Below are 22,922 nucleotides of genomic sequence, written 5' to 3'. Positions count from 1 at the left end.
TCAAGCGGTGGCGTAGCGGGCCTGCGCGCGGCGGGCGCGGGCCTCGTGCAGGCGGGTCCGGGCCAGCAGGATCAGGCTGACCGGGCCGATGAACGCGAACTTCGCGGCGTTCCAGAGGAACAGCACGACTAGGAAGTTCAGCCAGCCGGGGCCGCCGTCGGCGACCGCGGCGGCGAGGGTCGCTGCGATGAGCAGGTAGGGGACGGCGATGAGCATCGCGGGGACGCCCCACTTGAGGCCGCGACGGGTGCGGATCCGGTCGAGCAGGATGTTGGTCGGCATGTAGCGGCGCAGGAACGCACGGGTACGGACGCTGAGGGTCCAGAGTAGCCGGATCATGAGGGCGGTCCTCTCCTAGTGACTCGGCAGCGAGTAACTAGAAGGACCGGCCGGCTGACGGTGCGGTCATGCCTTCGCGACAAGCGACGGCGCCGAAAGGAACTGCCTGCAGGCAGAATACGCCGACAGGTGCGACATCGGAAGCGCATTGCCGATCACAGGCCGGGTCCGGTGCGCTCGGCGCGAGGGTCCGGCGGTGTCCAAGTGTCGCGCTCGCCCGTGTCGGCGAGCGTGCGGGCACGCTCCAGAGCGGCGCGCGCCCGTGCGGCGTCGAGTCGCTGTGCGGCCGCGTCGGGGGCCGGCCCGAGCGGAGTGTCCGCCGTGACCTCGTACCGATCCCGGTAGGCGGCGATGGTGGCGGCCGCCTGCCACCATCGGGCGCGCGGCGCCGGCCGGGCCGGCGGCTGCCCGAGGTGCCCGACCCAGGCCCGGTGCTCGGCCAGGGCGGCGCGGGCGAGCGCCTGGGCGCGGTCCTCGATGAGCTGTCGGCGCTCATCGAGCGCGCGCCGCATCTGCGCGTCCATCCGCCCGGCCGCCTCGGGGATGAGCCCGGCGATCAGTCGTGGCGCACGGCGGGCGCGGCCCGCGCCGGCTGGCCTGGATGTCACGGCGGACAGGCGCGCGTGCAGGACCGCCGCGACGTCCTGGGCGTCGTGGAGGCTGCGGGAGGCGACCAGCCGTGGCAGCAGGGTAGCGACGTCGTGATGGTTGGCCTCGGCGTAGCGCAGCTCGGCGGCGAGCGCGCCGAAGGCGTCGGAGGCGATGGCGTCCTCGGCCTCGCGTTCGGTGAGGCCGCTGGCGCGGATCAGGGCGACCCAGCGATCCTGCTGCGCGGCGGTGGCGATCGTGTCGTACTCCGCCGCGATCTGCCGGATGGACGACCATGCCTCCTGCTCGGAGGTGACCGTCTCGTGCGCGGAGAGCTCGGCGCCGGAGTGCTGCACGACGCCGAACAGCACCGTGCGTGCGCTCGCCGCGGTGTTGTCGCCGGGATGCGGGCCGGCATGCACGCCGTCCGGTCGGCCGGTGGCGACGTAGGCGTGGTTCGCGTCGCGTCCGCGCGTCATCGCGACGTACAGGTTCTCCCGCGTCGTCGTCGCCTCGATCAGGGCGTGCGCGGTGTCGGTGGTGAGTCCCTGCGCCCGGTGTGCCGTGACCGCATAGCCGAGATCGAGGTGTTCGCGGACGTAGCCGGCCGGCAGCACCAGGGACGCGCCGCGGCGTCGGCCGGCGCGGCGGACGGTGACCGAGCCATCGCTGCGCACGGCGGTCATCGTCCAGCGGTCGCCGTTGCGGACCCAGCCGCGCCCGGCCCGCAAGCGCCGGTCGTTGTGGCGGGAGATGACGGCATCGCCCGGTGATGCGAGGGTGCCGTCGTGCAGCTGGACCGAGCCGCGCAGCGGCGTCACGGCGCCGTCGAGGATCAGGTCCGCGCGTGCTCGCTGGTTCAGCGCGGAGACCGACTCGTGGGTCTCCGCGATCAGCACCGACTCGCGCCCGGCGAGCATGTCGCCGCGCCAGCCGGTGTAGGCGGCGTCCGTCATGGCGTCAGTGTCGCCGTCGTGGACGCGACCGTGGGCGTCGTACTCGTCGATCACGGAGGCGTCGCCGTGGCGCAGCCCAAGGGACGCCGCCTTCTCCCAGCGGTGCGTGAAGCGGTGGATGTCGACCAGCTCGGGGGCGTCGTCCCGGTCGTGGACGAGCATCGAGAACGCCCCGCCGGCGTCTACGGACTGCAACTGAGCCCAGTCGCCCACCAGCAGTGCTTTCGCGCCGGCCTGTGCCACGAGCGCGGTGATCCGATCCAGCGTGAGTGTCCCGGCGAGGGATGCCTCGTCGATGATGACCAGCTGCCCGGCTGCGAACGTCGTGCCACGCACGAGGTGGTCTTGCCACCACTTCGCCGTGTTCTCGGTGACGATCCCAAGGTCGTCGCCGAGCACCTGCGCCGCCGCCGCGGACGGCGCCAATCCCACCACCGATCCGTGCCCATGCTGCATCTCCCAGGCCCGCCGCAGGGCGCTCATGGCCGTCGTCTTCCCGGCGCCGGCCGGGCCGACCAGCACGTCGAGGACGCGACCGGAGACCGCGACCGTCGCCAAGGCGGCGGCCTGGTCGTCGCCGAGCACGAGACCACGACGGTCGGGCCTGCGGGTGACGCGCTCGAGCTGGGCGAGGTCGAGCGTGGGCGCGGTCAGCATCCGGGACCGTTCGAGCAGCCGATCCTCGGCCGCGAGGAGCTGCTCGGAGGAGTAGACCGTGGCGTGCTTCGGACGGAACGCGCTCGTCCCGTCCGAGCGTCGGAAGATCGCCGGACTGCTCGCCAGCTCCGGCGGGGTCAGCCGCAGCGACCCCGCCTCGGCGGCATCGGCGACCATGCCGACGATCGCGTCGCGATCGGTCGTGCTGGCGAACCGCCAGCCCATCGTCTGCCGCGCGGCCTCCGCGTAGAGGTTCCACCGTCGCCACGTCGCCCGCTTCTCGCCGACGACCTCGACCACCCTCTGCCCGAGCTCGCGTATCACGTCTAGGGGAATGTCGTCGGCGCGCAACAGCGGCGGCGACGAGGCGTCGGTGATCCGGCGCGCCCACTCGGTCGCGTCCTCGCCCAGGGTCGCGCTCGCACGACGACGCCATTGCGCCGTCAGCGCCGCGAGGGACTGCACCTGCTTGTCCGGTCTCGTCGTCAACGTCGCCTGCGCGCGCAGCTTCACGATCGTCGCCGGCGACGGACGCCGCCCGTGCTCGGCGATGTACCGCTCGATCAGCCGGTCGGCTTCCTCGTCGATGTGCCGTGACCGGCTGGAGAACAGGGCGATCAGCGACTCCGGGACGGTCGTGATCGCCCAAGCCGGGTTCCGGTCCCGGCCACGAGATCGCGCCTCCCACTCGACGCCGAGAACGCGGGTGAGATGGTCGGCGAACACCGCCTCGTGCAGCTCCGACAGGGCGACGACCGCCGCGTGCAGGGGCCGCCCGTCCAGCGACCGCCACTTGCCGTCGAGCAACGTCTGCACCTTGTTCGAGATCACGACGTGCGTGTGCAAGTGGGGGTCGCCGGCCCTGCTGTCGTAGTGATCGAACGCGGTTGCGATGAGTCCACCGACGCCGACCTGTGCAACGGCGCCGTCGCGTCCGGCTGCGCCGACGCGCGTGGCCGCAATCTCCCGCTCCATGAACGCAACCACCTCCGCAACGGCCGCATGGTGCGCGTCGGCGATGATCGCCTGCGTGCCGGCGTCCGCAACCGCCCACACGACCGATGCAGCCTTCGGGATCGAGAACGTGAAGTCGAACCCGGCGACCGCGCGCCGCGTCCCGCGCGCAGCTTCCTCGGCCTCGATCTGCGCGATCGCCTCCGCCCGAGCGACCAGGCCCAGGCTCGGGTCCAGCGATGCGATCCGCGCCTCGACACGAACGGCAGCAGTCGAGAAGTCCTGGTAGGCGCGGCCGAGCGGATCGCCCGTGACCGGATCACGGCCCATGCCGACGAGCAGCTGAAGTTGAACCTCGGAGACCTGATCGCCAGAAACAATCCTGCCGCCGCCAAGCGAAGGCACGCCGCTGCCCATCCAACGACCGGGCGGGGTTCCCTCCTCGAGGTAGTACCGCGTCAGCGGGGTCGACAAGGCACGGTTCCCGTCGCCCGCGGCGACCGTCTTGAGCAGGTACTTGTAACCCTCGCCCGCGCTCATCACCCGCATCGAGACCGTCATGCCCGTCAGGTGCGAACGGGACCACCGCCTTCGGACCCGGCGCTCGCGCCGGGTCCGAACCTCGTCTGCAAGAGGCGTGGGCCGACCGAAGGCAGGCTGACCGCCCGCGCCGAACAGTGCTCCCAGCAACGCGATCCGAGGCCACCGCGCCGAACGATCGACGCCGGGAAGACGAGGGCGGAGCCGCGGAGCTTGTGGGAGTCGCGCGCACCTGGAAGGTGACCAGCCCGGCGAGTGCCTCAACCGGGACGCGCCGACCGCACAGGAACCTCGATGCCCGACTCAGCCCCCGCCCCGGCCGCCCCGCTGCGGATCGGATCGCTGTTCTCCGGCTACGGCGGCCTCGACCTCGCCGTCGAGCACGTCCTCGGCGGACGCACGGCCTGGTTCTCCGAGCTCAACCCCGCCCCGGCCCGCGTGTTCGCGCATCACTGGCCCGCTATCCCCAACCTTGGCGACATCACGCAGGTCGACTGGCGGCAGGTCGCGCCGGTCGACGTGATTTGCGGCGGGTTCCCCTGCCAGGACGTCTCCACGGTCGGCAAGCGAGCCGGCCTCGCACCGGGCACCCGCTCGGGCCTGTGGGCGCAGATGGCGGCGGCGATCGACGTGCTGCAACCCGAGTGGGTCGTCGCCGAGAACGTCCGCGGCCTGCTCTCCGCCACCGCACGCCGCCCCGACCCGCAGGACGACCACGATGAACGCAACCCCCTCTCCGCAGTCCTCGAACGCGCAACCCCCGCGACACGGGCTGCCCTTCGCGCAATGGAACCCGACCCGTGGGATCTGGGAGACGCACCAGCCCGACCTCTACGGGCACTTGGAGCCGTACTCGGCGATCTGGCCGACCTCCGGTACGACGCTCGCTGGGTTGGCCTACCCGCTTCCCACGTCGGCGCACCACACACCCGATTTCGGATCTTCATCCTCGCTCGGCGCGCTGTTCCGCACCCCGCTAGCCTCGGACGTCGCCCGCGGTGGGGAGACGCTGGAACAGGTGCGAGCCCGACGCGGCACGATCGCCCTCTCGCATCAGATCATCGACCTGGCGCAGAATGGCCCCCGACGCAGGCGAGGCCAGGAGCCGGTCGGACTGTGGCCGCTGATCGAGCAGCTGTTCGACGATGGGGACACTACGCCGGAGCCATCCGACGATGGGAACACCTCAGCGGACGACCCGCCCCAGCTCCGGCGGTGCTGAACCATGACGGTCAGCTCCGTCCCGCGCCGCGCTTCGTGGAATGGCTCATGGGCCTGCCAGACGGCTGGCTCACCGACCCCGACCTCGAGCTGAGCAGCAGCGAACAGCTCACCGCGCTCGGCAACGGCGTTCTACCTCGCCAGGCGGTCCGAGCCCTTCATGTTCTTCAGTGGAATCCTGACACTTAGGCGAAACCAGTTCCTCTTCGCATGAAATCCGGGATCTCCTTCGAGGTTAGCCAACCCTCCGGGAACCTCGCTCGTCCGTGGACGCAAATGCAACCTAAGCCGCGATCCTCAGATCGGCAGGAGCGTTCCGCCGATGAGGGTTTGGAGTGAGTAGATCAGCATTGTCCAGAGTCCGGTGATCATGAGGATGCCGGTGAGGATCATGGCGGTTCCGCCGGCGATGTTGATGGCGCGGATGTGTCGGCGAAGGAACCCGGTGGCGGTGGTTGCCCATCCGAGGCCGGCGGCGACGGCGAGGAACGGCAGACCGAGGCCGATGCAGTAGATGACGGCCAGGAGTGCTCCGCGGGCGGCGGATGCGGTGCTGATGCTGAGTGCGGAGATCGCGGCGAGGGTGGGGCCGAGGCAGGGGGTCCAGCCGAGGCCGAAGGCGATGCCGAGCAGCGGCGCGCCGACCAGTGACTTTGTCAACCTGATTTGGCCCCGGGGTGACGGTTTGAAGTGGCCCCGTCGTGGCGGCGGGTCGATGTGGGTGGCTGTCTGTTGTCAGGCGCAGCAGGAAGTGGGGAGTTCGTTGCGGAAGAGGTTCGCAGTGAGGCGGATGCCTTCGGCCATGGTGAGGTACGGGGCCCAGGTGTCGGCGAGTTGGGTGACGGTGAATCCGGCTTTGATGGCGTAGGTCGCGGCGAGCATCATCTCGCCGGCGGTGTCGGCGAGGGCGTGGACTCCGAGGACTTTGCCGGTGTCGGCGTCGGCGACGATCTTGATGCCGCCGCGGGTGTTGTGGTTGGCGATGGCTCTGGGCACGTCGGCCAGTCGCAGGTATCGGCAGGCGCATCTGTATCCGGCGGCGATGGCTTCGGCTTCGGTGATCCCGGCCGAGGCGAGTTGGGGTGAGGTGAACAGGACGGAGGGCAACCCGGTGTAGTCGACCTGCTCAGAGTGACCGAGGGCGTTGTGTGCGGCGATCTTCCCGGTCCTCGCGGCGACGTACACGTACTGGGGCACGTCGGTGACGTCGCCGGCGGCGAACACCGCCGGGTTCGTGGTCCGCTGTTGTTCGTCGACAATGATGAAGCCGCGGGTGTCGGTCGCGATGCCCGCAGTGGCGAGGCCGAGCCCGTCGGTGCGGGGGGTGCGGCCGGTGGCGACGAGGACGCGTTCACCGGTAGCTACTTTCCCGGTGCGGGTGAGGACTCGGACCAGGTCGTCGTGTGGGGTGATCGTTGCGGCGCGGTCGCCTATGACGGTGATTCCGTCGGTCAGGAAGGCTTTGCGGAGCTCGGAGGAGAGTTCTGGTTCGGCGTGCGGGGCGAGCCGGCCGATGATGGTGACCTCGACCCCGAGCCGGGCGAACAGCTGGGCCTGTTCGAGGCCGACGAATCCGCCGCCGATCACCACGAGCGAAGCGGGCAGCTCGGTGAGTTCCATCGCCGTGGTCGACGTGAGGTAATCGATCTGCTCGAGGCCGGGGATCGTTGGGATGGTCGGTTCGGCGCCGGTGGCGATGAGATACGACTTGGCGCGAACCGGTCGTCCATCGACGAGCAGTGTTGAGGGATCGGTGAATGTTGCGGTGCCGGGGAGGATGTCGAACCCGTAGGCGGCGGCGATGTCGGCGTACTTGGTCTGGCGGAGCATGCCGACCAGCTCATCCTTCTGCTGCACGAGCGCGCCGAGGTCGACGGCCCCAGCGGAGGTGGCGGCGCCGGGGAACGGGTTCGTGAGCGCGGCGTGGCGGGTGTGCGCGGCCGCGAGGAGTGTCTTGGAGGGCACGCAACCCACGTTCACGCAGGTGCCACCGAGCGTGCCCGATTCGATGGCGACCACGCTCGCCCCCTCGAGTCGGGCGTGGATCGCCGCGGACATCGCCGCGCCGCCCGTCCCGACCACCGCAAGATCGAACTCGTTGTGCTGAGTCATGATGCCTCCTCGGGTGGACCGGGCCGCACGTGCGGCCCTATGCGACAGAATGGACCTTCAAGCATGCTTGAAGGTCAAACTGACGGTGGAGGTGTCACGATGCGGATCGGAGAACTCGCGGAGAAGGCGAGGACGAGACCGTCGACGCTGCGGTACTACGAGGAGCGCGGGCTGCTGCAACCGCCGGAGCGCACCCCGGCCGGGTACCGCAGCTATGGTGACGAGACGGTGCAGCGGCTCGAGTTCATCGATCGGGCTCGCGCGGCGGGGCTCACCCTTGCGCAGACCGCGGAGATCCTCGATGTTCGCGACACGGGTGGTTCGCCGTGCGCTCACGTGCTGGATCTCCTTGACCGCCGGCTCGTGGAGATTGATGAGCAGCTCGAGCAGCTGCGCGCCCTACGAGGGAGCATCGTCGAGCTTCGGGCGCACGCGACGGCAACGGCGTCCGAAGCCTGCACGCCGGAGTCCATCTGCCGCTACCTCTGATGACTTTCGGATCGCTACTGCCGCTGACGGGTGTGGTTGAGGCGGTACGAGGTGGTGCCGGTTTCGATGATGGTGCCGTTGAACGTGAGCCGGTCGACGATTGCCGCACACAGGCGCGGGTCAGTGAAGGTCTTCGTCCACCCGCTGAACGACTCGTTGGATGCGATCGCGACGGAGTTCTTCTCTTCCCGCTCTGTGAGGACCTGGAACAGGAGTTCGGCGCCGCGTCGGTCGAGTTCCATGTAGCCGAGCTCGTCGATCAGGAGCAGGTCAACGCGTCCGTACCGGTTGATGGTGCGGGTGAGTTGTTTCTCGTCGGCGGCTTCAACGAGCTCGTTCACGAGCTTCGTCGCCAGGGTGTACCGGACGCGGAAGCCCTTCTCTGCAGCGGCGGTGCCGAGGCCGATGAGGAGATGCGACTTCCCGGTGCCGGAGTCCCCGATCAGACACAGCGGATCGCCGCGGCGGATCCAGTCCCCGTTCGCGAGCGTATGGATCGTTGCAGGGTTGACGTTCGGATTCGCGTCGAAATCGAAGTCCCCGAGCCACTTGTTCCTCGGGAACCCGGCTGCCGACACGCGGCGGACAACGGACCGGCGGTCCCGGTCGTCGCACTCGGCGAGGAGGAGCTCGGCAAGGAACCCTTGGTAGGTCAGCTGCTCACGTTCCGCGGCCGTGATCGCTTCGTGCATCACCGCCCGCATGGTGGGTAAACGGAGCCTGCGGCAGGCTTGGTCAACTGCGGCCGCGGCGGCTTCTTCGGTCAGCCCGCGCTGCCGACGCAGGATCGTGGTGACATTCGTGGGGTTGCTCATGATCCGGCGATTCCTTCTCTCTCATCGGTGACCGGCGGTTCTGGTTCGGAACGTCGGTTAAGGAGTTCGTCGTAGTGCGCGACGGATGGCAGTGGCCGCCGGTCGGCTGGGAGTCCGGCGATCACCGCGGCCGGATCCATGAGGCGACGCTGGGTCAGGCTGACAACTCGCTGCACGTCACGTCGTGGTTGTTCAACGCGATGACGGTCTGACTCGGGCCCGGCGGTGTGCAGTCGGGCTTCGACCGCGACGACGTCGGCGGACACCGCCCCGACCGTGAGGGCGGCACGGATCCCCGCGATCACGTCGACGGTTCGCATGGTCCTGTGGAGCAGGAGCACATCGATCAGAGCCCTTGTGCCGGCGCTGTCGCCATCGACCTTCCGCGCTTGCTGCCAGAACGCGTCATGCGCTGTCGTGAACACGCCGGCTTCGCGTGCACGGGCCAGCGCGGTGGACCCGGGCAACGCGCCGGGCTTGCGCCTGAGGACCTCGAGGTAGTGGTCAAGGTTGATCGACTCCCCGCCGCGGGCCACGACCCGCTCGTGCCGAGCGACCTCGGCGTGGCCGTCGAACACCACGAGTTCAGACGCCCGCAACGAGACCCGCACCTTCCGCCCGATCAGACGGGCGGGCACGGAGTACCTCGCCATCCGCACGGTGATCAGGCTCGAGCGGTCTACCCGCGGGTAGAGCACCAGGCCAGGATCGAACCGCTCGCCTGGCAATGGCGTAAGGCGGGCTTGTTCGTCGATGAAGTCTTGCCCGACAGTGCGGATCCGGGTGTTGATGCGTCGCTCGTTGTCGCGGGCGTCCCACCGGCGGATCTGCTCGTTCAACTCGGCGAGCGAGTCGATGACCGGCATCGGCGACAGCCAGGTGCGGCGAAACCGACCAACTTCGCCTTCGACGCCACCCTTCTCGTGGGCGCCGTCGATTCCGGGCTGGCAATAGAACGAGTCGAACCCGTAGTGCGAGCGGAACAGTACCCATCGGTCGTTCTCTACTCGGCTACGGCCCTTCCCATACAGCACCGTCTGTACCGCGGCAGTGAGATTGTCGTACCGGATGTGCCGGGTCGGGATCCCACCTATCTCGTCGAACGCGTCGATATGTCCTTCCAGGAACGCTTCCTGCGATTGCGTCGAGTACACCCGGTGCACCGCCTTCCCCGAGTGCGAGAGCCGGAACGTGAACATGTGGCACTTCGTTTTCACCCCGCCAAGGATCACCCAGACCTCGCCGAAATCGACTTCCTCACCAGGTGCGTGTTCCTGTGGGACGAACACCTCGACGCGGCGCCCGGCTGCGGCATCGATCTGGGCACGACGTACGCGCACGTAGTCGCGGACCGTCGAGTACGACAGTCCCGCCGCTTCGTGCTCGTCGACCAGCCGCGCGAGAACCCTTGTCGCCGTGTGCCGCTGCTTACGAGGCGCGTCCAGATCCTGAGTGAGCATCGCGTCGATCACCGCCTTGTACGGCCCCAGCCGTGGAGACATCCGTGACGGTATCTTCCGCGGCGGCGGAATTGGCGACGCCAAGGCCTGCCGCACCGTGCGACGGTGGACCCCGAACCTGTCTGCCAACGCGCGCACCGATAGCCCGTCGACGCGCGAGGCACGGCGGATATCCGCGAACAATTCCACTTTCGACCCCTGCCGGGCCCGCTCATCCTGAAGCAACACGAAACACACGCTCAGGTGGGGCCAGATCAAACCGTCAGAACCGCCCCGGCAAGTCAGAAAGTGGGGCCACTCCTAGCCGTCACTCCGGGGCCAAAACAGACTGACAGAGCCAGACCAGGCCGGTAGGGGGTTTGATGGCGGGTTTCGCGGTGCGCTGGAAGACGCGCAGCAGGCCGATGAACACCAGCCCCATGATGAGGACGACGGCGCCGAGGATGCGGATGAGGATGTCCTGCCAGCGGATCAGCCAGCTGCCCACGGCGCCGAAGGCGACGCCGTAGGCGATGAACACGAGCGAGAACCCGAGGGTGAACAGGCCGGCCCCGATCAGGGGTCTCCAGCGGGAGCGGGTGGTGGATGCGCCGGTGACGTAGCCGAGGTAGCCGGGTACGAGCGGGAGCACGCAGGGCGAGGCGAAGGAGACGAGGCCGGCCAGCAACGCGATCGGCATCGCGAGCCAGAGTTCGCCGTTGGCGACGATGCCGTTCACGGGGTGCGGCTCTCGGTCAAGGCGGTGTCGATGAGGGCGGCGAGGGTGCCTCGGGAGGGGATGCGGCCGAGGATTCGGGAGGCCATCCGTCCGTCACGGTCGAGGACGATCGTGGTGGGCACGGCGTTCGGGGCGGACTTGCCGGCGAACGCGAACTGCACGTCGCTGGTCGCGGCGTCCAGGATCGACGGGTAGGTGATGTCGAACTCGGTGGCGAACGCGGTCGCGGTCGCGCCGGTGTCGCGCACGTTCACGCCGATGAACACGACGCCCTGGTCGGCGTACTGCTCATATGTCGCCTGAAGGTCGGGGGCTTCGGCGCGGCAGGGTGGGCAGGCGGCGTACCAGAAGTTGACGACGACGACCGAGCCGAGCCAGTCGGTGGAGTCGGCTTGGCCGCCGGTGTCCAGCGGACCGCCGAAGGTCACCGGGGCGTCGCGCTCGGCGGCGGGGATCTCCACGACCGTGTCGTCGGCTGAGGTGTACCCGTTCGGGGTCTGCGGGAGGGTGATGTCGGGCGGCTGGGCGGCGCATCCGGCCAGCAGGAGCAGTGCGGCGAGGCTGCCACCGACTGGTGCCGCGATCCAGCGTCGGCGCGGGTGGGCGGAGTCGGGTTTCGGGGGCATGGCTATGGGCTTTCAGGCAGCGGTGGTGAGCCGGTGGTCTAGGACTTGGCGGTGGGGCGCTTGCGCCCGGCGAGGATGGCGCCGGCGATGACGAGGACGAGCCCGGTCGGGTAGCCGGCGGCGAGGTCGAGCCAGCCGGGTGGTTGGCCGGGTCCGAACGCTTCGAGGTGGGCGAGCCAGTGGATGATCGCGACGAGCGCGCCGGCGCCGATCAGGACCTGGCCGAGGCGGACGAGGAGGCGGTGCTTGCGCCAGCGGGCCTCGAAGTCGTCGGGCTTGTTCGGGCGCGGGGTGGTCTTTCTTGTCATGGGGTGCGGTCCTTTCGGGAGTGTGGTCAGAGGCCGGAGTAGGAGTGCAGGCCGGTGAAGAAGACGTTGACGACGCCGAAGTTGAACAGCACGGCGGCGAAGCCGGTGATGCACAGCCCGGCGGCGCGGCGGCCGTGCCAGCCGCGGGTGGCCATCGCGTGGAGGTAGGCGGCGTAGAGGACCCAGATGATGAAGGTCCAGACCTCTTTCACGTCCCACCCCCAGAACCGGCCCCAGGCGCGCCCGGCCCAGATCGCGCCGGCGATGAGGGTGAAGGTCCACAGGATGAAGCCGACGATGGTCAGCCGGTAGGCGAGGCGGTCGAGGTCCTCGGCCGACGGGGTGGCCTCCAGGAGACGCTGCAGCCGAGTCGTCTGCTCGGGATGGCGGCGGGACTTGAGCAGATAGGTGATGCTGACCAGGAACGCCAGGCCGAAGAACGCGGTGGCCAGCAGCGCGACCAGGACGTGGATCACCAGCCACCCGGACTGCAGTGCGGGCATCAGCGGCACCACGGGCACGTAGAAGCTCACCGTCGCCACGCCCAGCAGCAGCACGGTCAGTCCGAGGACCGCGGTCCCCAGGAACGCGAGGCGACCCCGGATGGACACGGCCAGGAAGGTGCCGATGATCAGCGCCGTGCCGGTCAGGGAGAACTCGAACATGTTGGCCCAGGGCACCCGTTCGGCGGCGATGCCGCGCAGCACCGTGGCCGCGACGTGGAGCACCCAGCCGAGCACGGTCAGCGCGTAGCCGACCCGGATCGCTTTCGACCTGCCGGGTGCCGGCTCCGTCGTGGGCTCCGTGGCCCCGGGCGGTGCAGGAGGCATCGTGGCTGGCCCGGCGAGGACCCGTTCCTTGGCCGGCGCCGACGTGGGGCGCGGGGCGGTGCGTCGGGCGAGGTCGAGGGTGTAGGCGATGAAGCCGGCCGCGTAGACGGCGATCGCCGAGTACACCAGCAGCAGGGACAGGGCGTCAAGGAACGGGGTCATCGGATCCTCCGGGTGGTCGGGGCGCGGTTTCAAGGCGGGCGGCGAGGGCGTCGACAGTGGACTGCAGGCGGGGGTCGTCGCCGCGGGCGAGCGCGGCGACCTCGAGCTGCGTCTGGTCGCCGCGGGCGGCGACGCGCACCCAGATGCGCCGCCGGGGCACGAACAGCGAGAGGGCCAGGCCGGCGACCGCGGCGGACGCGGCGATCAGGGTGGGCGCCTGGGTCGGGTCGTGGGCGATGTCCAGCGACGCGAATCGCGGGATGTTGGTGAGCTCGATCGTGCCCAGCCCGTCCGGCAGCGGGGCGGTGGTGCCGGGCGTGAGCTCGAGGGCCGGGGTCGCGGTGCCGCGGCCGGCGACCTGGGTCATCGCGGAGGTGTCGAGCGAGTAGACCGACACGGGAACACCGCTGTCCAGTCCCAGGTTGCCGACATACACGTCCAGGGTGACGACCGGGTCGAGCAGGTCGGGGTAGCTGGAGTAGGAGGCGCCTCCGGGCGCGATCGCGCGGGTCGGGTAGAACAGGGCGATCATCCCGACCTGCTTCGCCAGCCCGTCAGGGACCTTCACGACGCCGAGGCTGGTGAGGTTGGCGTCTTGCGGGAGGAACGGGATCGAGTCGCTGAAGACGACGTCGCCGGCCGGGTTGCGGACGGTGAGGGTCGGGGCGTAGCCGTTGCCGAGCAGGTAGATGTCGGTGCCGGCTACCGACAGCGGCTCGTTCACCCGGATGCTCGAGGACTGCTGCGTGCCGTCTGCGGTGACGGTGACCTGGGCGTCGAAGTCGCGCGGCATGCCCAGCGCGTTGAGATTGTCCTCGACGTAGTCGACGCGGAACCGGTCCAGGGTGAGGGTGAACTGCGGGATCTGCGCGTCGGTCACGAATCGGCCAGGGGTGAAGGAGTCGTATGCGATCCGCGTGCTGGCGAAGGTCTGCCCCTCGACGAGGATGCGCTGCCCGGTGAAGCGGTAGCCGGTGCCGACCGCAAGGACGACGAGCACCGCGAGCAGGGCGAGGTGGAACAGCAGGTTCCCGGTCTCGCGCAGGTAGCCGCGTTCGGCGGCGATCGAACACTCCCCGCCCGCGTCGAGCCTGCGGAGCCGGTAGTGCTGGCGGCGCAGCTCCTTCTCCGCGGCGCGCAGCACATCTTCCGGCGGGCCGTCCACGCGGCGACGGTCGTGCGCCGGCAGGCGCTGGAGGTTGCGGGGTGTCGCCGGCGGCTGTGCCAGCAGAGCCTGGGCGTGGTGGCGGATGCGCGGGATGAGACACCCCACGAGGGAGGCGAACAGCAGCAGGTAGACGGCGGAGAACCATACGGACCCGAACACGTCATGCAGCTGCAGCAGCTGCACCGCCCAGGCCCAGCCGGGGTTGTTCCGGTCGAACTGGATGACCCCGTTGGGATCGGAGGACCGCTGTGGGATCAACGACCCCGGGATCGCCGCCAGAGCCAGCAGCAACAGCAAGATCAGCGCGGTGCGCATCGAGGTCAGCTGCCGCCACCCCCACCGCAACCAGCCGACCACGCCCAGGCGCGGGCCGCTCGGGGACTCTCCCGCGCGGTCGATATGGTCGCCCGGCAAGGTGGTGTCCGTCTCGGGTGTGCTACTCGGCGTCGGCATGCACCGCCTCGTTTCCGGCCGGTACGGCCGCGGCCCGTCGGGTGCGCCACTGGGCGTAGACGATGACGCCGACGCCGAGCACGGCCGCGATCACCGCGGTGACGATGTTCGCCTTGATCCCGCCGGCCAGCAGCTCGGTCGGGTCCAGCCGGATCCACTCCAGGAAGGCCCGCCCGAACCCGTACCACAGCAGGTAGAGGCCCAGGCTCAGCCCGGTCCCCGCTGCGGGGTGCCCGTCGAGGCGGCGGATGCGCTCGACGATGAGGATCACCGCGGCGCCGAGCAGATTCCACAGCAGCTCGTACAGGAACAGCGGCTGGAACAGCGTGCCCTCCGGGGTGCCGGGCGGGATCGCGGGGCTGCCCGGGTCGATCTGCAGCCCCCACGGCAGCGTGGTGGGCGGACCGAACAGCTCCTGGTTGAAGTAGTTGCCCAGCCGCCCGACGGCCTGCGCGACGAGCATGCCGGGGGCTAGCGCATCCAGGAACAGCAGCAGCGGGATCCCGGCCCGGCGGGTGCCGATGATGATCCCGACCAGGCCGAGGAGCACGGCCCCGAAGATCGCCAGGCCGCCCTCCCACAGGTAGAGCACCCGCAGCAGGTCCGCGCCCGGATAGAAGTAATCGCCCGGATGGGTGAGCACATGATAGATGCGGGCGCCGACGATGCCCAGCGGCACCGCCCACATCGCCACATCCAGCACCGCGCCACGCGGATGCCCCGCGCGCTGCAGCCGCCGCGCCGCGATGACGACGGCGAGCACGATGCCGGTGAGGATGAACACGGCGTAGAAGTGGATTCGCAGCGGCCCGAGCTGGATGTAGCTGATGTCCGGGCTCGGAATCAGGGCCGGCAGCACGTCGAGCGGCATCACGACCGTACCCTCGGCGGCAGCCAGACGAACGGATCGACCGGTTCGCCGTCGGGCCGCACCTCGAAGTGCAGATGCGCCCCTGTGCTCAGGCCCGTGTTACCCACCAAACCCACCAGCTGCCCGACCCGAACCCGCTCCCCCACCTCAAGCGCGATCGAGCCCTCGATCAGGTGTGCGTAGAGGCTCTCGACCAGCTGCCCGTCGATCTCGTGCTGGATCACCACATAGGTGCCGTAACTGCCGCCCTCGTCGGTCGCGACCGTCACGACTCCATCCGCCATCGCCTGGATCGAGGTGCCCATCCCCGGGGTCAGATCGACCCCGTTGTGGTAGCTCGAGCACGACGAGCACGGCGGGATGCGATAGCCGAACGGGCTACTGACCGGGACCCCGGTGGTGAACGGCCACTGCACCGGCGAGGCGGGATCGTTCACGAAGGTGGCCGCAGTGAACGCATACGGTTCCGCGCCATCGGGCAGCGGCACGCTAGCGGAGAAGCCGTCGCGGTCCAGCACCACCGGCGCGACGCGGTCGCCGACTGTGAGCGACTGCGGCTGTGAGCTCACCGTCTCCGGCTGCTGGGCAGCGAGAGCCACGGCCGGGGACGGCGACGGGAACGACAGCGGGACGGCAAGCGCGGGCACCGCGGCCATCGCCACGAGAGCCACCGCGCGACGGCGTAGCCACCTTGCGCGCGACTGTCGTCGCGCCGCGTGCGCCGCCTGCTGCGCTGCGGCGGCGCGCTCACGAATGCGGCGACGGGTTGGCGCTATGTCGTGCTCGGCGGTATCCGCGATCATGCGAGGACCGCCAATGCGAAGTACAGGATCGCAGCACCAGCGAGTACCGCGAGCAGCACCAATGCGGTGAGGACGAAGGGCATAGAACGGAACATCAGATCCTTCACGGGTCGTAGATCGGGGGCGTGGCCGCCGCGGCGTCGGCGACGGCGTCCCGATGCTCGGGGGCAGGTAACGGATCGCGGTGCCGGGGGTGCGCCGGCCGCGGGCGGCGAGGTCGGAGAGGCAGGGCTGTGCGTGAACGGTTCGCGCAGCCACCCACTCGCGGCGACGCCCTAGTGCAGCCGGCGGCGGTTCAGCCGGGCGCGTACTCCGGCGAAATCAGTGAACCAACACGCACCGAGCTCTCGCGCGCACCATTCGCGGCGCGACGTCGTGGATCAGGTGCGACTGATCGACAGGGTGACGAGGGAAGGAGCAGCCCGCAACGCAAGACCCCGCGGCGTCGGCATCACCGACAGGTGACGCCGAAGCAGCGCAAGGAGCTCGTCCCAACGGGACCGATCCACCAGGATCAGGAGCGACAGTGTCAGCAGCAGGGCCAGGACGCAGGCGATCGCGCCCAGCGCATGGCCGGGCGTGCAGACGATGGTGTCGCATCCCTCCGAATCGGATGACGACACTGGCGCGGTCGCCGCGACGGGCTCCGCCTGGGCTGACACGACCGACACGGCCGGTGTGACGGAGCCGGTCTGATTGTCCTCCAGGCTCAACGAATGCATGGCAAGGATGCCGGCGATCACGGCGATGGCCACACCGAAGCCGAGCAAGGCGATGCGACGTGTGGCGCCGGCTGGCTGCAGCGCCGCCCGGATTCCTCGCATTCCTGTCCGCCTTTCCAACCCCAACAGTACCCCCTCCGGGTACAGCCCTCACGCGACGGAATCCCCGCGGTGGCACCCAGCCCCGAGCCGATCAAGCGATCCGGGGCCGGGGCGGCGGCCAGGTTGGACTGGTCGAAGGGCGCAAGGCGTGGGGTGCGCGCCCCCGTAGAATCCGAGGACGATGACGATGAGGCACCTGGGGAGCTGCGGATGACCGTCGTGTTGGTGCTGAACGCGGGCTCCTCCTCGGTCAAGTGGCAGCTGGTCGACGGGCAGTCGGGCTCGTCGATCCGGGGCGGCCTCGTGGAACGGCTCGACACGGATCGCGGCGAGCCGGCGGCGCACGACGCCGTGATCCGAGATCTGCTTGCGAAGCTGCGCGACGAACCCGTCGCGATCATCGGCCACCGTGTGGTGCACGGCGGCAGCCGGTTCGACTCCGCGACGCTGATCACCGACGAGGTGGAGCAGCAGATCGACGAGCTCGCCGTCTTGGCGCCGCTGCACAACCCGCTCAATCTCGCGGGCATCCGCGCCGCCCGTGCCGTGTTCCCCGGCATCCCGAACGTCGCGGTGTTCGATACTGCGTTCCACCGCACCCTGCCGCCGGCAGCCACCGTCTACGCGCTGCCGCCGGAGCTCGTCCAGCAGCATCGGATCCGCCGGTACGGGTTCCACGGCATCTCCTACCAGTACGTCTCCGTCCGCGCGGCCGAGCTGCTGGGGCGGCCGCTGTCGGAGCTGCGGCTGATCGTCTTCCATCTGGGCAACGGCGCCTCCGCCTGCGCGATCGCCGGCGGACGGTCCGTGGACACCTCGATGGGCATGACGCCCCTGGCAGGACTCGTCATGGGCACCCGCGCCGGCGACGTCGATCCCGGAGTGCTCATCGCCCTCGGCCGAGCGGGCCACGGCTGGGACGAGCTCGAGGAGCTGCTGACCCGCGAGAGCGGCTTGCGCGCGTTGGCCGGCACCGAGGACATGCGCGACATCCACGCTGCCGCGGTCGCCGGCGATCCCGCCGCGACCGCGGCGCTGGAGGTCTACCACCACCGGCTGCGGCACTACCTCGGCGCCTACCTCGGCCAGCTCGGCGGCGCCGACGCGATCGTGTTCACCGGCGGTGTGGGCGAGAATGCCCCGGCGACTCGCGCCGCCGCCGTCTCCGGCATGGAGCGTCTCGGGATTTGCCTCGACGACGAGCGCAACCGCGCGCCGGCGGGGCGGGAGCCGCGGACGGTCTCCGACCCCCGCTCCTCGACCGCCGTCCTGGTCGTGCCCACAAACGAGGAGTTCGAGATCGCCCGGCAGTCTCTCGCCGCGGTGACTCGGCCCGACGCTGATCTAGCAGGGCCCGTTTAGTTCCCGAGCCGCTGCAGGATGTCCTTCATCTGATCGATTTCTTGTTGCTGGGACTCGACGATCCCGCCGCAGAGGTCTTTGATTTCCGGGTCGGTGATGTTCGACTGTTCGCAAAGCAGGATGGCTCGGGAGTGGTGGGGGATCATTGAGTCCAGGAACTGCTGATTTCCCACGAACGTTGCGGCCCTTCCCATGAAGAACGCGCCGACCGTGAGCAGGGCGAATGCGATGATGAGCCCGATATTGAGCGGCTTGTTTGGGAACATGCGCCACATGATCGCGATCATGATGATGCCCATCGGGAACACCATCATCAGGGCCATGTAGAGGTTGCTGATGTTCAGGTAGAGATCGCCGACGACGTTGATCAGTGCGAACGTGAAGAAGTACATCACCACCAGGCTCAGGGCCAGGGCGATGAGCAGGCGGAGGTAGCTCTTCGCGCCGCCGGCGTGCGAGGCCCGTTCGTGCGGGGTGTGGTCGCTCACAGCAGGCCGAGCAGCTTCTCGCAGGCCTGCTCGCACCTCCGGCAGGCTTCCTCGCACACCCGGCAGTGCTCGTGCATGCCGGCGTGCTGTTCGCATTCGTCGGCGCAGGCCGCGCACGCGGTGCGGCAGGCTTCCAGGGTGGCCCGCGTGACGTTCGCGTCGTAGCCGGTGCGCCGCGACAGGATGCGACCGGTTGTCTCGCACAGGTCCGCGCAGTCGAGGTTGGTCCTCACACACTTGGTGAGGTCGGCGATCATGTCCTCGCTCAAACAGGCGTCGGCGCACGCGCTACACGCCTGGGCGCACTCGATGCAGGCCTGAATGCAGGCCAGCAGTGCCGCCTGATCGAGGTCTCCCAGATCCTTCGGGTGGGTCCGGAGCATCTGATCTGCGATGGTCATCTCAGTCCTCCTTCTCGTCGGCCCGTATCGGGCCGGTTGCGAAGAACCGTAGGCCGGGCGGCAGCGGTCGGCGACCGGCTTGCATACGCTAGGGGGGTATGTTATGAGGAGTCCTGCCTCCCACACCCGGGCAGTAGCCGCCCGGGAGTGGCGACCGGCGCTTAGAGCCGGTCGAGGATGAAGTCGACCCGCTCCTGCGCCCCGAGTACTGGGACGTGCACGATCGGGAACGGCAGCGCCGCGTATACCTCGGTGAGCAGGTGATGGATCCGCTGCTGGGCGGCGGTGTCCTCGGTGCGCGCGTAGTCCGGCGCCAGCGGCAGCAGGTCCAAGATGAACGTCGTGCGGTAGTCCACCTGCTCGAGCGCGGCCACCAGGATCGGGTCGGGTTCGAGCTCCAGGAAGCGGTAGTAGGCCAGCGAGTCCGGGATGGCCCGGTCCAGAAACACCGTCGTGGCGGGATCGAGGGCGGCTTCCTCGGCGAGCTGCATGTCCAGCACGCCGCGCTGGAACTCGCGCTGCTTGGCGCGGACCTCCTCGACGGTGCGACCGGCGATGCGCTGCAGGTCAAGGTAGTGGCGGGCGTGCTCGATCGTCGTCGTGTAGCCGCGGTCGCGCAACAGATTCACGGTGGTGGTCTTCCCTGAGCTCGGCCCACCCGTGATCACGTACCAGTTGGTCACGTTCGCCCTCCTGTCTGTGCGGTCGGGAATATCCGACCGCGAAAGCACCTTATACCCCCAGCGGGTATAGCATCGGGATCGGAGGTGGTCGGAATGGCACACGGATATGTCGACGACAAGCAGGCGCTGCTGGCGCGGCTGCGACGCGCGGAAGGACAGGTGCGCGGGATCGCGCGGATGGTCGATGAGGACGTGTACTGCATCGACATCCTCACCCAGGTGTCCGCGGTGACCAAGGCGCTGGAGTCGGTCGCGCTGACACTGCTGGAAGACCACCTCGGGCACTGCGTCGCGCAGGCGACCGCAGAGGGCGGACCGGTCGCGGAGGAGAAGCTCCGTGAGGCCAACGCCGCGATCGCCCGCCTCGTGCGCTCCTAAGACATCTCCCCCCACTCACATTCACGCAAGGCTCTTGAAGGGAGCACATCATGACCGGACAGGGATTCCAGGACCTCGGCCTGCAGGCGACCAGCGGGGGCGGGTGCGCCTGTTGCAGCCCCACCTCCCACAGCACGGCAGCCACCGACACCGGCACGCCGGTGCAGCAGACGGCGGCGGGTGACACCGTGTCGGCGCAGTTCCTGGTGGAGGGGATGACCTGCTCGCACTGCGTACGCAGCGTCACCGAAGAGGTCTCCGCGATCGACGGCGTCTCCAATGTCGCCGTCGACCTGCACGCCGGCGGCGTGTCCACGGTGACGGTGTCCGGCGCCGCGCCGGTGGATGCGGAGCGGGTGCGGGCGGCGGTGGAGGAGGCCGGCTACAGCCTCGCCTCAGCCTCATGACCACGACCACGGATGTGGATCTCGACATCACCGGGATGACCTGCGCGTCGTGCGCGACGCGGGTGGAGCGGAAGCTGAACAAGCTGCCCGGGGTGGCGGCGACGGTCAACTTCGCCACGGAGAAGGCCCGCGTGCACGCCGAGTCCGCGGTGCCGGTGGAGGAGCTGATCGCGGCGGTCGAGCAGGCCGGGTACGGGGCATCCGTCCCCGCCCCACCGGCCACCGAGGCCATTGACGAACAGGCCACAGCGCCGCGGGATGCGGAGTTGGTGTCGTTGCGGCAGCGGCTGATCGTCTCGACGGTCCTGGCGGTGCCGGTGGCGGTGTTGTCGATGATCCCGGCGCTGCAGTTCACCTACTGGCAGTGGCTGACCCTGACCCTGGCGGCGCCGGTGGTGGTGTGGGGGGCGTGGCCGTTCCACCGCGCCGCGGCGATCAACGCCCGCCACGGGGCGGCGACGATGGACACCCTGATCAGTGTCGGGGTGCTGGCCGCGTTCGGCTGGTCGCTGTATGCGCTGTTCTTCGGCGGTGCCGGCATGCCAGGGATGCGGATGAGCGTCACCTTCGTCGGCACCCCGCAGGCCGGCGGTCACGAGGTGTACCTTGAGGTCGCCGCCCTGGTGACGGTGTTCATCCTCCTCGGCCGCTACCTGGAGACCCGCGCCAAGCGGCAATCCGGGGAAGCCCTGCGCGCCCTACTGGAGCTCGGCGCGAAAGACGCCGTCGTCCTCCGCGCAGGTAGCGAACAGCGCGTCCCCGTCGCCCAGCTGATCCCCGGCGACATCGTGGTGGTGCGACCCGGGGAGAAGATCCCCGCCGACGGTGTCGTCACCGAAGGTGTCTCCGCGGTGGACGAGTCGATGCTAACCGGCGAGTCCGTCCCCGTCGAGGTCGCCCCCGGCTCGAAGGTGGTCGGCGCCACGGTGAACACCGGGGGCCGGCTGCTGGTGGAGCTCACCCGGGTCGGCGCGGACACGGAGCTGGCCCGGATGGCCAGGCTGGTGGAGGAGGCGCAGACCGGGAAGGCGCAGGTGCAGCGCCTCGCCGACCGTGTCTCCGCGATCTTCGTCCCGATCGTCATCGCCCTCGCGATCGTCGCGTTCACGGTGTGGCTGGTGGTCGGCGCTTCCCCGGAGGTCGCGTTCACCGCCGCGGTGACGACGCTGATCATCGCGTGCCCGTGCGCGCTCGGGCTGGCGACCCCGACCGCGCTGCTGGTCGGCACCGGTCGTGGCGCGCAGCTGGGCATCCTCATCCGCGGACCCCAGGTGCTGGAGCAGACCCGCCGCATCGACACGGTCGTGCTGGACAAGACCGGCACCATCACCGCCGGCACCATGACCGTCACCGCTACGCATCCGACTCCCGGCACCGACCAGACGGAACTGGTGCAGATCGCCGCCGCGCTCGAGCACGGCTCCGAACACCCCATCGGCCGCGCCATCACCGCAGCAGCCAGCAGCCCGCTCGCGGCAGTGGAATCGTTCCAAGCCGAGGCCGGGCAGGGCGTGCAGGGCATCGTCGACGGCCGCCTGGTCGCCGCCGGCCGCGCCTCCTGGATCACCACCCAATGGTCCCTCCCCATCCCCGCCGACCTTGTCGACACCATCACGGCGGACGAGGCGGCGGGGGCGACGGTGACGGTGGTGGCGTGGGACGGGCAGGTGCGCGGGGCGATCAGCGTCGCCGACACCATCAAACCCACCAGCCGTGAGGCGGTCGCACGGCTCCGGGAGCTCGGTTTGACCCCGATCCTGCTCACCGGCGACAACCCCGGTGCCGCCCGGGCGATCGCCGACCAGGTCGGCATCCGGGATGTGCGAGCGGGGGTCACTCCGCAGGGCAAGCTCGACACCATCCGCGATCTGCAGACCGCGGGCCGGGTGGTCGCGATGGTCGGCGACGGCGTCAACGACGCCGCCGCACTCGCCGCCGCCGATCTTGGCATTGCGATGGGCACCGGCACCGACGCGGCCATCACCGCCGCGGACCTGACCATCGTCTCCGGCGACCTCGTGCTGGTCCCGGACGCGATCCGGCTGGCCCGCCGCACCCTGGGCACGATCAAGGGGAACCTGTTCTGGGCGTTCGCGTACAACGTCGCCGCCCTCCCGGTCGCGATGCTCGCCCTCCTCAACCCCATCCTCGCGGGAGCTGCGATGGCGTTCAGCAGCGTCTTCGTCGTCACCAACAGCCTCCGCCTGCGCCGCTTCCGTCCCCTCCCCACCCCGACACCCGCCGCCGCGCCGGTGGCCCGGGAATCCGCCCCGGTTCGCGTCTGAACCGCCCGCATCAGAAGGAGCACA

At 69.6% G+C, this 22,922-nt stretch carries 23 protein-coding genes and 1 pseudogene; 7 read left to right on the top strand and 17 right to left on the bottom strand.

Annotated features, from left to right (window positions below; translation table 11 throughout):
* Positions 1–339 (bottom strand): sulfate permease, encoded by a 339-nt coding sequence (locus tag CLV54_RS14070; protein ID WP_100345624.1) that lies wholly within the window; start codon positions 337–339, stop codon positions 1–3.
* 155 nt (positions 340–494) lie between these two features.
* Positions 495–4,055, bottom strand: a complete 3,561-nt coding sequence (gene mobF, locus CLV54_RS14065; RefSeq protein ID WP_100345623.1) for a MobF family relaxase — start codon at positions 4,053–4,055, stop codon at positions 495–497.
* 273 nt (positions 4,056–4,328) lie between these two features.
* On the opposite strand from mobF, the pseudogene CLV54_RS17990 reads away from it, so the two are divergent.
* Both CLV54_RS17990 and CLV54_RS17985 read left to right on the top strand, forming a co-directional pair.
* Positions 4,329–4,709, top strand: a pseudogene (locus CLV54_RS17990) (DNA cytosine methyltransferase); the annotation flags it as partial.
* Positions 4,710–4,752: 43 nt separating this feature from the next.
* On the top strand, positions 4,753–5,256 hold the full coding sequence (locus CLV54_RS17985; RefSeq protein ID WP_245861775.1) for a hypothetical protein: 504 nt from the start codon (positions 4,753–4,755) through the stop codon (positions 5,254–5,256).
* Between the two features lie 296 nt (positions 5,257–5,552).
* On the opposite strand, the gene CLV54_RS14055 is transcribed toward CLV54_RS17985, so the two are convergent.
* Both CLV54_RS14055 and merA read right to left on the bottom strand, forming a co-directional pair.
* Entirely contained in the window at positions 5,553–5,915 is a 363-nt protein-coding gene (locus CLV54_RS14055; RefSeq protein WP_245861746.1) for a cytochrome c biogenesis CcdA family protein, read from the bottom strand.
* A 75-nt stretch (positions 5,916–5,990) separates the two neighbouring features.
* Positions 5,991–7,367: a mercury(II) reductase gene (gene merA / locus CLV54_RS14050; protein ID WP_071044826.1), complete on the bottom strand. Its 1,377-nt coding sequence runs from the start codon at positions 7,365–7,367 to the stop codon at positions 5,991–5,993.
* Positions 7,368–7,466: 99 nt separating this feature from the next.
* On the opposite strand from merA, the gene CLV54_RS14045 reads away from it, so the two are divergent.
* Positions 7,467–7,856, top strand: coding sequence for a heavy metal-responsive transcriptional regulator (locus CLV54_RS14045; RefSeq protein WP_054682943.1), 390 nt, complete (start codon positions 7,467–7,469; stop codon positions 7,854–7,856).
* Between the two features lie 14 nt (positions 7,857–7,870).
* Here CLV54_RS14045 and istB read toward each other — a convergent pair whose 3' ends face one another.
* From istB to CLV54_RS13995, 10 genes are all read right to left on the bottom strand, one after another.
* Positions 7,871–8,671: an IS21-like element helper ATPase IstB gene (gene istB, locus CLV54_RS14040; RefSeq protein ID WP_071044827.1), complete on the bottom strand. Its 801-nt coding sequence runs from the start codon at positions 8,669–8,671 to the stop codon at positions 7,871–7,873.
* The gene (istA, locus tag CLV54_RS14035) at positions 8,668–10,356 is read right to left on the bottom strand and encodes an IS21 family transposase (RefSeq protein ID WP_100345903.1); all 1,689 of its coding nucleotides are present in this window, start codon (positions 10,354–10,356) and stop codon (positions 8,668–8,670) included. The genes istB and istA overlap by 4 nt, the downstream gene beginning before the upstream one ends.
* Positions 10,357–10,438: 82 nt before the next feature.
* On the bottom strand, positions 10,439–10,849 hold the full coding sequence (locus CLV54_RS14030; RefSeq protein ID WP_245861745.1) for a cytochrome c biogenesis CcdA family protein: 411 nt from the start codon (positions 10,847–10,849) through the stop codon (positions 10,439–10,441).
* On the bottom strand, positions 10,846–11,475 hold the full coding sequence (locus CLV54_RS14025; RefSeq protein ID WP_100345620.1) for a TlpA family protein disulfide reductase: 630 nt from the start codon (positions 11,473–11,475) through the stop codon (positions 10,846–10,848). The genes CLV54_RS14030 and CLV54_RS14025 overlap by 4 nt, the downstream gene beginning before the upstream one ends.
* A gap of 38 nt (positions 11,476–11,513) precedes the next feature.
* Positions 11,514–11,783: a hypothetical protein gene (locus tag CLV54_RS14020; RefSeq protein ID WP_100345619.1), complete on the bottom strand. Its 270-nt coding sequence runs from the start codon at positions 11,781–11,783 to the stop codon at positions 11,514–11,516.
* A 26-nt stretch (positions 11,784–11,809) separates the two neighbouring features.
* Positions 11,810–12,775, bottom strand: coding sequence for a c-type cytochrome biogenesis protein CcsB (gene ccsB, locus CLV54_RS14015; protein ID WP_100345618.1), 966 nt, complete (start codon positions 12,773–12,775; stop codon positions 11,810–11,812).
* Positions 12,759–14,396: a cytochrome c biogenesis protein ResB gene (gene resB / locus CLV54_RS14010; protein WP_100345617.1), complete on the bottom strand. Its 1,638-nt coding sequence runs from the start codon at positions 14,394–14,396 to the stop codon at positions 12,759–12,761. Before resB ends, ccsB begins: the two co-directional genes overlap by 17 nt.
* Entirely contained in the window at positions 14,380–15,267 is an 888-nt protein-coding gene (gene lgt, locus CLV54_RS14005; RefSeq protein ID WP_100345902.1) for a prolipoprotein diacylglyceryl transferase, read from the bottom strand. The genes resB and lgt overlap by 17 nt, the downstream gene beginning before the upstream one ends.
* Positions 15,267–16,070: a M23 family metallopeptidase gene (locus CLV54_RS14000; protein WP_100345616.1), complete on the bottom strand. Its 804-nt coding sequence runs from the start codon at positions 16,068–16,070 to the stop codon at positions 15,267–15,269. Before CLV54_RS14000 ends, lgt begins: the two co-directional genes overlap by 1 nt.
* Positions 16,071–16,450: 380 nt before the next feature.
* Positions 16,451–16,894 (bottom strand): DUF6153 family protein, encoded by a 444-nt coding sequence (locus CLV54_RS13995; RefSeq protein ID WP_100345615.1) that lies wholly within the window; start codon positions 16,892–16,894, stop codon positions 16,451–16,453.
* Positions 16,895–17,104: 210 nt separating this feature from the next.
* On the opposite strand from CLV54_RS13995, the gene CLV54_RS13990 reads away from it, so the two are divergent.
* The gene (locus CLV54_RS13990; protein ID WP_100345614.1) at positions 17,105–18,256 is read left to right on the top strand and encodes an acetate kinase; all 1,152 of its coding nucleotides are present in this window, start codon (positions 17,105–17,107) and stop codon (positions 18,254–18,256) included.
* On the opposite strand, the gene CLV54_RS13985 is transcribed toward CLV54_RS13990, so the two are convergent.
* The 3 genes from CLV54_RS13985 to CLV54_RS13975 form a co-directional block, all read right to left on the bottom strand.
* A complete protein-coding gene (locus tag CLV54_RS13985) occupies positions 18,253–18,744 on the bottom strand; it encodes a DUF305 domain-containing protein (RefSeq protein ID WP_245861744.1) in 492 nt (163 codons plus the stop codon). The two genes, CLV54_RS13990 and CLV54_RS13985, sit on opposite strands and share 4 nt — an antisense overlap.
* Positions 18,741–19,145, bottom strand: coding sequence for a four-helix bundle copper-binding protein (locus tag CLV54_RS13980; RefSeq protein ID WP_100345613.1), 405 nt, complete (start codon positions 19,143–19,145; stop codon positions 18,741–18,743). Before CLV54_RS13980 ends, CLV54_RS13985 begins: the two co-directional genes overlap by 4 nt.
* Positions 19,146–19,306: 161 nt before the next feature.
* The gene (locus CLV54_RS13975) at positions 19,307–19,828 is read right to left on the bottom strand and encodes an AAA family ATPase (protein ID WP_245861743.1); all 522 of its coding nucleotides are present in this window, start codon (positions 19,826–19,828) and stop codon (positions 19,307–19,309) included.
* 93 nt (positions 19,829–19,921) lie between these two features.
* Between CLV54_RS13975 and CLV54_RS13970 the strand changes: the two genes are divergently transcribed.
* The 3 genes from CLV54_RS13970 to CLV54_RS13960 are packed head-to-tail and all read left to right on the top strand — an operon-like array spanning position 19,922 to position 22,898.
* A complete protein-coding gene (locus tag CLV54_RS13970) occupies positions 19,922–20,206 on the top strand; it encodes a metal-sensitive transcriptional regulator (protein WP_045246014.1) in 285 nt (94 codons plus the stop codon).
* Between the two features lie 50 nt (positions 20,207–20,256).
* Complete coding sequence (locus tag CLV54_RS13965) at positions 20,257–20,613, top strand: heavy-metal-associated domain-containing protein (protein ID WP_100345612.1); 357 nt, start codon at positions 20,257–20,259, stop codon at positions 20,611–20,613.
* Positions 20,610–22,898, top strand: a complete 2,289-nt coding sequence (locus CLV54_RS13960; protein WP_100345611.1) for a heavy metal translocating P-type ATPase — start codon at positions 20,610–20,612, stop codon at positions 22,896–22,898. Before CLV54_RS13965 ends, CLV54_RS13960 begins: the two co-directional genes overlap by 4 nt.
* The last annotated feature ends 24 nt before the right edge of the window (positions 22,899–22,922 follow it).

The sequence above is a fragment of the Compostimonas suwonensis genome, assembly GCF_002797855.1.
GTDB lineage: Bacteria > Actinomycetota > Actinomycetes > Actinomycetales > Microbacteriaceae > Compostimonas > Compostimonas suwonensis.
Note: the sequence above shows the minus strand (reverse complement) of the source record. Positions and strands in the feature narration are given on the sequence as shown.